Raw genomic sequence first — 11,297 nt, forward strand, 5'->3', positions numbered from 1 at the left:
GAGCCTGGCCCAGTCCCGGATGCGGTCGGCGGGGATCCGGCCCTTCGCGCCGAAGAACTGGCCCGGCACGTGCCCGGAGAGCCAGCCCAGCGCCGGCAGGATCACCGAGCCCGCGCGCAGCTTGCGACCGACGGGCCCCGGGAAGCCGCGGTGGAACGGTGACTGGGCGGCGACCGCGACCAGCCCGGCGACGCGCGGGTCGTGACGCGCGAGGTGGTACACACCGATCTGCGCGCCCATGCTGTGCCCCAGGAGGAGCACTGGTCGGCGGCCAAGGCTCCGCTCCATCGCGTCGAGCGCGAGCGGGACGTCCTCGGCGGCGCTCTCGTGGTAGCCGGCCGGGGCGCTACGCCGACCGATGCGGTAGGTGCTCTCCCCCTGGCCGCGCAGCTCGGTGATCGCGACGTCGACGCCCTCGGCCGCCAGCGCGCGGGCGAGCGGGAGGTAGTAGCGGGCGCCGACGGCGATGCCCGGCAGCACCAGGACCGACGGCCGGCGCTCGTCCCGCCGGTCGGCCTCCACGATCAGCAGCGGGCTGGTGCTGCCGTCCGGGTGGCGCAGTTCGACCCGGACGGGGTCCTCGATCGTGGTCATGGGTACAGAATGCCGGACTACGCTCCGTTCGCTGCATCCGACCTGTATACGACGACGGACCCCCGCCCACCTGATGTGAGGTGAGCGGGGGTCCGTGCGCGCCGGGCGCGGGGTGCGCCGTGGCGTCGATCGATCAGATGGCGCCCCAGCGGGCGCCCATGGCGTCGGCCATCATGGGCCAGGACTGCTTGAGGTCGTCCTGCCAGTAGCCCCACGAGTGCGTGCCGTTGGGCGCGAAGTCGAAGTGGGCCGGGATGCCGAGCTCGCCGAAGCGGCGGGCGAGGTTGGCCGTGCAGTACTGGGTGGCCGCCTCGATGACGCCGCCGACGATCGCCTGGTTGGCCAGCGCCGGGATGGAGTTGCGCAGGCGCCAGTTCTCGAGCGACTCGTGCGGTCCGGGCAGGCCGTTGCCGGTGGAGATGAACATCGCGGGCAGCGTGCCGTTGTCGCGCTGCTCCTGGAAACGCCAGGCGCCCCACACCGGGTCGTTGTCGAACCAGCTGTTGGTTCCCGCGCGGGGCTCGCCCGGGAACGGTCCCCACATGTTGTTGAGGTCGGCGCCGCCACGGAGACCGGTGACGATGTTGATGAACTCGTGGCCGACCGGGGTGGAGGTCTCGGCACAGCCGGAGTACGAGCCGACGGCCTGGAACCTGCCCGGGTACTTCTGGGCGATGGTCAGGACCGAGGTCGCGGTCATGGAGATGGCCGCGATGCCGCGCTTGCGACCCTGGTAGTTGCCGCCGTACCTACCCTCGAAGAGGTCGGGGAGCTCCTTGGCGAGGTAGGTCTCGAACGCCATCGGGCGGTCGGTCTCGCGGGCGAAGCGGGTCTGGACGTTGGGATCGTGCCTCTGCCAGTCCGTGTAGTACGAGAAGGCGCCGCCGATCGGGGTGACGGTCCAGGCGTCCTTGTCGGACATGAACTGCTTGACGTCGGACTGCGCCTGCCAGGTGGCGGAGTCCTCGCCACCACCGGCGCCGTTGATCAGGTAGAGCACCGGGGCGCCGGGGTTACCGTCGCGCGGCGGCTGGACGATGTTCGGCACCTCGATGGCCATCTTGTCCGACCACACCGACACGATCAGCCGACCGTCCGGCAACTTGGTCTCGACGACCTTGTTAGTGGCCGTGGCCTTGGTGTACTGGATGGTCCCGCCCTGGGCCTGAGCCGTGCCCGTGGCGACGACGGGGACCATGGCCGCGGCGAGGGCCGCTGCTGCGACCTTCGTGCCGAACCGCTTCACTGAACGCATATTCCGACGCCTTACATTCTCGTTGTTCACAGACGGACCCGGGCACCTTCTCGCGGAGAACGCTAACCCGATTCCCAGTAGTCACACAAGTCCCATTAGACACACTAGTATCACCAGTGCGCTGCCAAGACTGGGTAGTTCACCCGCAGGGTTCGACCCCGAGGATGACACACCGGCACCGGCCGGCGGAAACCTCGGAGCCTCCCGTGCGGCTCACGTCAACATTATCGACTCGGCGCGGATCCGTGTTACCGATATGAACGATTCTATATCAAGCGCAGGTCGCGCGGCCGGCCCGCGGCGGGCGCGAGCACGAAAAAGGGCTCCGAGCCTCAGCCCGGAGCCCTTTTCGAGTCAGTCGTCCGACTCAGGCCTTCATGAAGCCCGCGTCGAGCGCCTTCTGGAAGTCGCCGCCGACGAAGTAGCCGACAGCCTTAACCAGGTTGTTGACGGCGCCGAGGAACGTACCGCCGAGGTCGACGATGCCGTCCTTGGCGAGCAGGCCGTTGTCGCCACCGATGGAACCGAGGTCGATACCCATGTGTTTCTCCTTGAGAGTGCGATCCGGAAAGTCCGAATCAGAGTCGAAGTTTGAGGCGGCCGCCAGAACAGCGGCCCTGCCTGGAGGCCCGATTGACTCGGGCCAACTGGGCTATCAGGCGGCGTCGGTCACCGTCTCCTCGGCCGCGCTGCCGAGATCGCCGAGGCCGATGCCCTCGAGCGCAGGACCCAGGCCGTCACCCGTCAGGGACCCGGTCAGGGTCACGAGGCCGCTGATGGCGTTGGTGACCGCGGTGAGCGCGGCGCTGATGGCGCTGAAGTCAGGCATGTGTATCTCCCTTTTGCTGTGATGTCGCCCCACTCGCGGGGCCCCGGATAAGGCTAACCTAAGTCGCACTGATGTCAATCGTGACGTGCGTCTCAACCCACCCCTTCGGCGCTGGCCCTTGACCCCCGCCGGGCGTGTGCCCTGTGCCACTGTAAACCACGAAGCCTTAAGAAGTCTCATTAATCCGGGCGCTTCGAGAAAAATTTCTTGGCTCGCCTTCTCCCGGGCCATTACCGCTGGTCAAAGGTTCACCGCGGCCATCCTCTGTTCACCTCAGACGTCCCGCTGAGCGAGCACCCGCTCCCCCACATACAGCGATGCGGCCCGCGCGAGGGAGAATCGCGCGGGCCGCATCTGGCCGCCGGGGAGAGTCGCCACCCTCGACGGAGCTCAGGGAGTCACTGTAGGAATCCGCCCGTCAGAGCCTCCTGGAAGTCATCTCCGGTGAAGTAGTCGAGGCCGGAGAACAGGTCTCCGAAGGCCCCCAGGAAGTCGTTGAGGAAGCCCAGGGCGCCGCTGACGCCGGCGAGGGATCCGAACTCGGGAAAGGTCATTGTCTGCTCCTTGTATCTGTGACTGTGCGGTGACGGGTCGGGGTACGGCTACTCGGCGCTGATGCTCGTGATCGCGCCGATGAAGTCGTTCACCCCGCCCTCGCCGCCGAGGGAGCCGGTGAAGAAGACAAGGGCGCCGAGGACGTCGGTGATTCCCCCGAAGAGGTCGGACAGCTGGCCGAAGTTGGGCATGGAGTTCTCCTTCTCAGTGACTCACGACGCCTTCCGGGGCGCCTGGAGAGGACTCTAAGAACCGGTTGAACTCGCCGCCATACTTGAAACAGGCCCTTTACCGCAGGTCACGGACCTTTTACGCAGCACTTCGAACGTGTCGGTCGTGTTACGGCCCGCCGGAGTGGACCCACGCCCGCGGGAGTGGACCGACGCCCGAAATAGGCCGTGGCCCGCACCGGCGTACCGGTGCGGGCCACGGACCCTGCTCTGCGCGCGTGTGGGCGCGTCAGTCGCGCGTGGGCTTCTAAATCAGAAGCCCATGCCGCCCATCTCGTCGCCACCCGGCATGGCGGGCGCGGCGGGCTCGGGCTTGTCGGCCACGACGGCCTCGGTGGTGAGGAACAGCGCGGCGATCGACGCGGCGTTTTGCAGCGCCGAGCGGGTCACCTTGACCGGGTCGTTGATGCCGGCCGCCAGGAGGTCCTGGTACTCGCCGGTGGCCGCGTTGAGGCCCTCGGCGCCCGGGAGGTTGCGGACCTTCTCGGCCACGACGCCCGGCTCGAGGCCGGCGTTGAGGGAAATCTGCTTGAGCGGGGCGCTGAGCGCGAACTTGACGATGTTCGCGCCGGTGGCCTCCTCGCCCTCGAGGGACAGGCCCTCGATGGCGACCTCGGACTTCACCAGGGCGACGCCGCCGCCGGCGACGATGCCCTCCTCGACGGCCGCCTTGGCGTTGCGGACGGCGTCCTCGATGCGGTGCTTGCGCTCCTTGAGCTCGACCTCGGTGGCCGCGCCCGCCTTGATGACGGCGACGCCGCCGGCGAGCTTGGCGAGGCGCTCCTGGAGCTTCTCGCGGTCGTAGTCCGAGTCGGAGTTCTCGATCTCGGCACGGATCTGGTTGACCCGGCCCTCGATCTGGCCCTGGTCGCCGGCGCCCTCGACGATGGTGGTCTCATCCTTGGTCACGACGACCTTGCGGGCCTTGCCGAGCATGGAGATGTCGGCGGTCTCGAGCGACAGGCCGACCTCCTCGGAGATGACCTGGCCACCGGTGAGGATGGCGATGTCCTGCAGCATGGCCTTGCGGCGGTCACCGAAGCCCGGGGCCTTGACGGCGACGGACTTGAAGGTGCCGCGGATCTTGTTGACGACGAGGGTCGACAGGGCCTCGCCCTCGACGTCCTCGGCGATGATCAGCAGCGACTTGTTCTCGCCGATGACCTTCTCCAGCAGCGGGAGCAGGTCCTTGACGGTCGAGACCTTGCCCGAGACCAGGAGGATGTACGGATCCTCCATGACCGCCTCCTGGCGCTCCGGATCCGTCATGAAGTACTGCGAGATGTAGCCCTTGTCGAAGCGCATGCCCTCGGTCAGCTCGAGGTCCAGCCCGAAGGTCTGGGACTCCTCGACCGTGATCACGCCTTCCTTGCCGACCTTGTCCATGGCCTGGGCGATGAGTTCACCGATGGCCGGGTCGGCGGCGGAGATGCCGGCGGTCGCGGCGATCTGCTCCTTGGTCTCGATCTCCTTGGCGGAGTCGATGAGGTGCTTGGTGACGGCCTCGACGGCCTTCTCGATGCCCCGCTTGATGCCCATGGGGTTGGCACCGGCGGCGACGTTGCGCAGGCCCTCGCGCACGAGCGCCTGGGCGAGGACGGTGGCGGTGGTGGTTCCGTCGCCGGCGACGTCGTCGGTCTTCTTGGCGACCTCCTTGACCAGCTCGGCACCGATCTTCTCGTACGGGTCCTCGAGCTCGATCTCCTTGGCGATGGAGACACCGTCGTTGGTGATGGTGGGGGCGCCCCACTTCTTCTCCAGCACGACGTTGCGACCCTTGGGGCCGAGGGTGACCTTGACGGCGTCGGCGAGCTGATTGAGACCGCTCTCCAGGCCGCGCCGGGCCTCTTCGTCGAACGCGATCATCTTTGCCATGGGGTGAATCATCCTCCGGGTATGGGGTGACACGCGTGTGGTCAGCGTCGGTGCCCGCGACGGACGGTGCGGACCGTGTCGGATCCGCCCCTCACCTTGCGACCTCAGTTTCAGATCTTGCTGGCACTCAGGGTAACCGAGTGCCAATCGCTTTTCTAGCACTCGCCCCCGACGAGTGCAAAGGATCGATGCCCGGGTACGCGACAGCGAACGCCGCAGACGAACGTCCCTCGCCGACCCGGGCACTGTCCTACCATCGAGACGCTGTCCCACCCTCCCGTGTCGAAAGGTCCCCGCATGCCCACCGAACCCGCCGCCGCAGGCGCCATCGAGAGCTCCATCGAGATCGACGCCCCTCCGGCCAGGGTCTGGGAGGTCGTCTCCGAGGTCCGCAACGCCACGGAGTGGAGCAGCCAGGCGTGGAAGATCTTCTCGCCCGGCGGCCGCACCACCAAGGGCACGTGGGCGGTCAACCTCAACAAGCGCGGCCCGATCGTGTGGCCCACCACGAGTCGGGTGGTGGAGTTCGAGCCCGGTCGCCGATTCGCCAACCGCATCAACGAGAACACCACCGTGTGGGTGTTCGAGCTCGAGCCCACGCCGTCCGGTGGCACGCGCCTGACCGAGCGCCGCGAGGTGCCGGACGGGCTCACCTTCATCTCCCGGTTCCTCACCGACAAGCTCTTCGGCGGGCAGAAGTCGTTCACCGCCGAGATGGACCGGGGCGTCTCCACCTCGCTACAGCGCATCAAGGCTCTCGCCGAGCGGGGCTGAGGGCGAGATGTCCCGCCCGTCCGCGGCACTTCTCGCCGGCGCGCTCGTCGCGACGCTCGCCGGATGCACGCTGTGGCCCGGCGGTCGGGACGAGCCGGACGAGCCCACCCGGGAGGAACCCGGCCCCACTCTGGCCACCGCGCCTCCGCCGGCCGACTGGCAGGACGTGCGCAGCGCCACCGGACTCGTGTACTCCGTTCCGCCGGACTGGGAGGTCGGTGATCCGTTCGGCGTCGACGAGGACGGCCACGACCCGGGGACGGACTGGGGTTCGGGCTACGTGACCACCGCCAACGCCATCGCGGACAGGGACTACTGCGCGCTCGGGGGTCTGAGCTTCCGGACGCTGGTCGGCATCAGTGCGACGACGCTGCCGGGCGAGGCGCGCGAGCAGGCCGAGTCCGCATCGCGGGCGATGGCCGATTCCATCGACCGCCGCTTCACCGAGGCGGGAGCGGACGTCCCGGTCCCCGAGGCGCGCAGTATCGGGGTCTCCGGGGTGCCCGCCTGGTACGTGTCCCTGCGAGGTCAGGTGCGCCCGCCGCGCAACGCGTGCACGCCGCCGGTCATCCGCTTCGACACGATCGCGGTCTCCACCCGCACCCCGGACGGCGCGCCGGCGTCCACCGTCTTCGTCCTCATGTCCGACGAGGGCGAGCCCGGGGTTCAGCCGACGGAGACGATCGACGCCATCGTGGCCTCACTGCGCTACGACAACTCGGTGTAACCGCTCGACCTCGCTGCCACCGCGCGGACTCGGCACAGCCGCGCGGGCCGGCGGGGACTCAGGCCGCCGACGCGGGGCTGTTCGGCTCGATGCCGCTGTGAGCGGCGGTCTCCACGCCGTCACCGCCCTCCGCGCCGGAACCGGCCCCCGCCTCGAGGAACCGGGCCCAGTCCGCGCCACACCGCGCCCACGCCCAGCCGGCGTCGGCCGCGGAGGGCGCCACGTCCACGGGGACCATGACGCGTCGGACGGGGACGTCCGGGCCGTCGGCGGCCTCGACGACCAGCGCGCCGCCGGAACGCTCGTAGCGGAACCACCGCTCGTCGTCGACCTCCAGCTCCAGCCGGTCCCCGTCGATCTCGAGATGCTCCACGAGCTGACCGAGGAGCTCCCGGGTGACCCACGGCAGTGTGCCGCGCGGCCGGCCGCGGACGGAGTGGTCGGCGATCCCCGCCCCGACCATGGTGGGTCGCCGGTTCACGTCGATGTCGATGCGCTCGCGCGGATCGGCGGCGAGTCCGAGCTCGGGGGCGGTGACGCGGAGCTGGCGGGGCGCGGCCAGCCGCATGACCGCGTTGACCACGAGGGGGCGGGTGATGACCTCGGGACGGATGACGACGCTGACGCCCTCGATCTCGGGCCGTGCGCACAGCGCGCCGGTCTCGCCGATGGCCTCCGCCTCGGGGAAACGCTCGGCGACCTCGTCGCGCAGGGCCTCGAGATCGGCGCGGAGGCGCGGGGGGAGCTCGGCGACGTGCGCGAGCTCGCGGAACTCCTCGTCCGCCGGAGTGACGACGATCACAAAGCTGCTCATGACTCCAAACATACTTCATTCCGCGTTCACTTGCTGTTCATCTTGCGCGGCCGTGTCGGACCCGACCTCTATCCTGTTGCCCATGACCGACTCCTCCGCGTTCGCCGACCCCCACGCCGAGCTCGCGCCGCTGGCCGCCGCGGTGGGTGCGCAACTCGACCGCGCCCGCTCGGACCTGGCCGCGCTCGTCTCCGTGCCGTCGGTACACGGGGCAGAGCCGGAGGCCTGCGAGCGAGCGTGCGAAATGGTCCGCGATCTGCTCTCCGAGCTGCCGGTGCCGGGTCTGGGACCGGAGGCGGTGGAGGTGGTCGAGACGTCCGACGGGTCGCGGGCCGTGTTCGCCCACCGCCCGGCCTCGCCGGGTCGGCCCACGGTGCTGCTGTACAGCCATTACGACGTGCAGCCGGCGGGCGACGAGGGGGCGTGGACCTCCTCGCCGTGGAAATTGACCGAGCGTGACGGCCGGTGGTACGGCCGCGGCGCGGCCGACTGTAAGGGCAACCTGGTCGTCCACCTCACCGCCCTGCGCGCCCTCGCCGCCGTGGGTGGATCCGAAGAGGACGACGACGACGAGGGCGGCTCGCCCGGGGCGGACCCGCTGGACGGCCTGGGGATCCGGATCGTCGTGGAGGGTTCCGAGGAGACCGGTGGCGGAGGGTTGGACGATCTCGTGGCCGATCGGCCCGACCTGGTGGCGGCGGACGCGATACTCATCGCCGATTCGGGGAACGTCTCGGTGGGCACCCCCACGCTGACAACCAGCCTCCGGGGGATCGCGAACGTCGTCGTCGCCGTCGACACCCTCGAGGCCGGGGTCCACTCCGGCCAGTTCGGCGGCGCGGCGCCCGACGCCCTCGCCGCGCTCCTCTCGATCCTCGCCTCCATGCGCGACCCGCAGACCGGGGCGACCACCGTCGACGGACTCGACTTCTCGGGGCGGTGGGACGGACAGGCCTACCCCGAGGAGACGTTCCGCGCCGATGCCGGCGTCCTCGGCGGCGTGGAGGTCTCCACGGCCGCGCCGGCGGCCGACCTCGTATGGGCCCGCCCCGCGGTGACGGTGCTGGGCATCGACTGCCCGCCGGTCGAGGGCTCGATCGCGGCCGTGCAGCCCCACGCCCGTGCCCTCATCAACCTGCGCGTCCCACCGGGGATGGACCCGGTCGAGGCGCAGGGGCTGCTCACGGCGCATATCGAGCGCCGCCGCCCCTGGAACGCCCGGGTGACGGTCGAGCCCGAGGCCGTCGGCCACCCGTTCCGTTCCGTGCCCGCCGGCGGGTCAGACCCGGTGCACGATCTGCTCTCGCAGTGCCTCGCGCAGGCCTACGGCGCCGAGGAGGTCGCGGAGGTCGGCTCGGGCGGGTCGATCCCGCTGTGCACGGCGCTGCAGCGCGCGCACCCGGACGCGAGCATCGCCCTGTTCGGCGTCGAGGACCCGGCGGCCGCCATCCACTCCCCCGACGAGAGCGTCGACCCCCGGGAGATCGAGCGCATCGCACTCGCCGAAGCGGCGTTCCTCCAGCGCTACCGCTGACCGGGGGCGGGGCGCTGAACCGGCTGGACGCTGAACCCACCAGGCACATCTCGGTAACAGTGTGACGGAACAGTGCGATAGTGGATGCAGTGGCGGCTGTCCAGTCCCGGCTGCCCGGAGCAAGGAGCCGCCATGACCGTCCCCGCACCCGTCGCCGCCGTGCCGAGCACCCGGCGGGCATCCGCCGCCCGCCGAGCGGGACGCGCCCTGCTCGCCACCGCCACGGCCGCGGCCCTGAGCGTCGGCCTCGTCCCGGCATCGGCGCAGGCACAGGGCCTGCCCGGCTCGATCAGCCCCGAGCAGATCGCCAACGACGCCCTCGGCACCATCTCGCCCGAGAGCCTCAGCCAACTCCTCTACTTCGGCAATCTCCCCGGCTCCTCGGGTTCGTCGATGATGAACATCGCCCACCGGCTCGGCTTCTCGCCCAACATGTTCGCCGGCCCGCCGCCGCCGTCGCCGCAGCCCAACCCGAACATCCGCGAGACGAAGTTCGTCGAGGTCCTCGAGAAGGACGGCCGCTACGAGCGCTGGCTCATCGACTCGGCGGACATGCAGCGCGGCATCACCGTCGAGGTCTTCCGTGCACCGGGCGGCGGCGCCGGCGCGCCGTTCCTCTACCTCCTCGACGGAGTGGGCTCCGAGCTGCCCAGCGGCTTCATGCAGTGGGACGCGGCCGAGCAGTTCGCCGATCAGAACGTCAACCTCATCATCCCCACGGGTGGCCAAGGCTCCATGTGGTCCGACTGGAACGCGCCCGACCCGGTGCTGGGCATCAGCAAGTGGGAAACGTTCATCACCCGCGACCTCCCGCGGATCGCCGAGCCCCGCCTCAGCGCCAACACCAACCGCGCGATCGGCGGCATCTCGATGGGCGCCGGCGCGGCCGTGACCATCGCGACCCGGCACCCGGGCCTGTACAACGGCGTGTTCGGCGTCTCCGGCTGCTACTCCACCGACGCGCTCGGCCAGATCCTCACCCGCTACACGGTCGAGAGCCGCGGCGCGACGCTCACCAACATGTGGGGCGAGCCCGGCAACGAGCAGTGGGCCGCCCACGACGCCCTCATCAACGCGGAGAACCTGCGCGGCAAGGCGATCTATCTCTCGTCGAGTACGGGCGTGGCCAACCCCGGTGACTGGGAGGCGTACAACAACGACGCGGCCAACTTCGTCGCCGGCATGGCGCTCGAGCAGGCCACGGACCGGTGCACGTGGGACGCCGACCGCCGCCTGCGGCAGCTGGGGATCCCGGCGCGCATCGACCACCTCCCCACGGGCATGCACAACTGGTCCTACTACTCGCGCCAGATCCCCGTCGCGTGGAACGCCATCAAGCACAGCGTCGGCCTCTGACCGCCGGACCGTGACGGCGCGCCGATAGGCTCGGCATCGTGAACGCGCGCCCGGATCTGGACCTGACCCTGCGACTGTCCGCCTCCGCGGCCGACTCCCGCCGGGGCATCGTGCGCGCGCACCCCGAGGTGATCCTCGCGCTGGGGATGCGGGAGTGGGACGCGATCGAGATCGTCGGCGCCCGCACCACAGGCGCCGTGGTGGCCGCCACGAAGCCGGGTTCGCCGAGCGGGATCCTCGTGGTGGACGAGGTCGTGGCCGCCAACTGCGGTCTCGGCGAGGACGCGCGCGTCACCGTACGGGCCGCGCAGGTCACGGGCGCGCAGTCGATCGAGGTGCAGGGGCTCCCGCCGGCGGGGCGGGGGGTCGCCGAGCGGGTCCTGCGGTCGGCGCTGCTGGGAAAGGTGGTGCGCGTCGGCGATTCGGTGACGCTGCTGCCGCGCGACCTCGGGCCCGACTTCCCCACCGGGGACACCACCCGGACCCTGCGCAACACGATGGGCGCGCAGTGGAGCACGGAGCTGCTCACCGTGACCGCGACCGTCCCCGACGGCATCGTGTCCGTGCAGCCCACCACCGCGGTGGTGACGGGGGCGGCGGGGACGACGGCGACGACGACGAGTCCCCTCTCCCCCGCCGGCCCCGCCGCGGGCGGCGTCCACGCACCGGGGTCGTCCGGGACCGCGGCGACTGGGCGCACCGCGGGTGCCGGGAGCGCGGGTGGGGCCGACGGTTCGGCCATCACGGCCGTCGC

At 70.3% G+C, this 11,297-nt stretch carries 12 protein-coding genes and 1 pseudogene; 5 read left to right on the plus strand and 8 right to left on the minus strand.

Annotation, left to right across the window (positions count from 1 at the left end; genetic code table 11):
* The 7 genes from G6030_RS03565 to groL all read right to left on the minus strand — a co-directional run.
* Positions 1-594 (minus strand): alpha/beta fold hydrolase (locus G6030_RS03565; RefSeq protein ID WP_182642225.1); only part of this gene is annotated, 594 nt, incomplete at its 3' end.
* A 133-nt stretch (positions 595-727) separates the two neighbouring features.
* On the minus strand, positions 728-1,849 hold the full coding sequence (locus G6030_RS03570; protein ID WP_182642226.1) for an alpha/beta hydrolase family protein: 1,122 nt from the start codon (positions 1,847-1,849) through the stop codon (positions 728-730).
* 367 nt (positions 1,850-2,216) lie between these two features.
* Complete coding sequence (locus tag G6030_RS03575) at positions 2,217-2,390, minus strand: hypothetical protein (RefSeq protein WP_167349532.1); 174 nt, start codon at positions 2,388-2,390, stop codon at positions 2,217-2,219.
* 114 nt (positions 2,391-2,504) lie between these two features.
* Positions 2,505-2,678: a hypothetical protein gene (locus G6030_RS03580; protein WP_182642227.1), complete on the minus strand. Its 174-nt coding sequence runs from the start codon at positions 2,676-2,678 to the stop codon at positions 2,505-2,507.
* A gap of 398 nt (positions 2,679-3,076) precedes the next feature.
* Positions 3,077-3,232, minus strand: coding sequence for a hypothetical protein (locus tag G6030_RS03585; protein WP_182642228.1), 156 nt, complete (start codon positions 3,230-3,232; stop codon positions 3,077-3,079).
* A 48-nt stretch (positions 3,233-3,280) separates the two neighbouring features.
* A complete protein-coding gene (locus tag G6030_RS03590; RefSeq protein WP_007628063.1) occupies positions 3,281-3,424 on the minus strand; it encodes a hypothetical protein in 144 nt (47 codons plus the stop codon).
* Positions 3,425-3,715: 291 nt separating this feature from the next.
* On the minus strand, positions 3,716-5,338 hold the full coding sequence (gene groL / locus G6030_RS03595; RefSeq protein ID WP_182642229.1) for a chaperonin GroEL: 1,623 nt from the start codon (positions 5,336-5,338) through the stop codon (positions 3,716-3,718).
* A 297-nt stretch (positions 5,339-5,635) separates the two neighbouring features.
* Here groL and G6030_RS03600 point away from each other — a divergent pair, with 297 nt between their 5' ends.
* Positions 5,636-6,112, plus strand: a complete 477-nt coding sequence (locus G6030_RS03600) for an SRPBCC family protein (protein WP_182642230.1) — start codon at positions 5,636-5,638, stop codon at positions 6,110-6,112.
* A gap of 7 nt (positions 6,113-6,119) precedes the next feature.
* Entirely contained in the window at positions 6,120-6,839 is a 720-nt protein-coding gene (locus tag G6030_RS03605; RefSeq protein WP_182642231.1) for a hypothetical protein, read from the plus strand.
* Between the two features lie 58 nt (positions 6,840-6,897).
* Here G6030_RS03605 and G6030_RS03610 read toward each other — a convergent pair whose 3' ends face one another.
* A complete protein-coding gene (locus tag G6030_RS03610; protein WP_187701510.1) occupies positions 6,898-7,653 on the minus strand; it encodes a hypothetical protein in 756 nt (251 codons plus the stop codon).
* A gap of 82 nt (positions 7,654-7,735) precedes the next feature.
* Here G6030_RS03610 and G6030_RS03615 point away from each other — a divergent pair, with 82 nt between their 5' ends.
* The 3 genes and pseudogenes from G6030_RS03615 to G6030_RS03625 form a co-directional block, all read left to right on the plus strand.
* Positions 7,736-9,187, plus strand: a complete 1,452-nt coding sequence (locus tag G6030_RS03615) for a M20/M25/M40 family metallo-hydrolase (protein ID WP_182642232.1) — start codon at positions 7,736-7,738, stop codon at positions 9,185-9,187.
* A 132-nt stretch (positions 9,188-9,319) separates the two neighbouring features.
* Entirely contained in the window at positions 9,320-10,543 is a 1,224-nt protein-coding gene (locus G6030_RS03620) for an alpha/beta hydrolase family protein (RefSeq protein ID WP_182642233.1), read from the plus strand.
* A 38-nt stretch (positions 10,544-10,581) separates the two neighbouring features.
* Positions 10,582-11,297 (plus strand): annotated as a pseudogene (locus tag G6030_RS03625) (ATPase); the annotation flags it as partial.

It is taken from the genome of Dietzia sp. E1 (assembly GCF_014145015.1).
GTDB classification, from domain to species: domain Bacteria; phylum Actinomycetota; class Actinomycetes; order Mycobacteriales; family Mycobacteriaceae; genus Dietzia; species Dietzia cinnamea_A.

Excerpts from the sequence above, each read along its gene's own strand:
- G6030_RS03620 (WP_182642233.1), top strand. The coding sequence starts at position 9,320 with ATGACCGTCCCCGCACCCGTCGCCGCCGTGCCGAGCACCCGGCGGGCA.
- groL (WP_182642229.1), bottom strand. The coding sequence starts at position 5,338 with ATGGCAAAGATGATCGCGTTCGACGAAGAGGCCCGGCGCGGCCTGGAG.
- G6030_RS03570 (WP_182642226.1), bottom strand. The coding sequence starts at position 1,849 with ATGCGTTCAGTGAAGCGGTTCGGCACGAAGGTCGCAGCAGCGGCCCTC.
- G6030_RS03610 (WP_187701510.1), bottom strand. The coding sequence starts at position 7,653 with ATGAGCAGCTTTGTGATCGTCGTCACTCCGGCGGACGAGGAGTTCCGC.
- G6030_RS03585 (WP_182642228.1), bottom strand. The coding sequence starts at position 3,232 with ATGACCTTTCCCGAGTTCGGATCCCTCGCCGGCGTCAGCGGCGCCCTG.
- G6030_RS03580 (WP_182642227.1), bottom strand. The coding sequence starts at position 2,678 with ATGCCTGACTTCAGCGCCATCAGCGCCGCGCTCACCGCGGTCACCAAC.
- G6030_RS03605 (WP_182642231.1), top strand. The coding sequence starts at position 6,120 with ATGTCCCGCCCGTCCGCGGCACTTCTCGCCGGCGCGCTCGTCGCGACG.
- G6030_RS03615 (WP_182642232.1), top strand. The coding sequence starts at position 7,736 with ATGACCGACTCCTCCGCGTTCGCCGACCCCCACGCCGAGCTCGCGCCG.
- G6030_RS03600 (WP_182642230.1), top strand. The coding sequence starts at position 5,636 with ATGCCCACCGAACCCGCCGCCGCAGGCGCCATCGAGAGCTCCATCGAG.
- G6030_RS03590 (WP_007628063.1), bottom strand. The coding sequence starts at position 3,424 with ATGCCCAACTTCGGCCAGCTGTCCGACCTCTTCGGGGGAATCACCGAC.
- G6030_RS03575 (WP_167349532.1), bottom strand. The coding sequence starts at position 2,390 with ATGGGTATCGACCTCGGTTCCATCGGTGGCGACAACGGCCTGCTCGCC.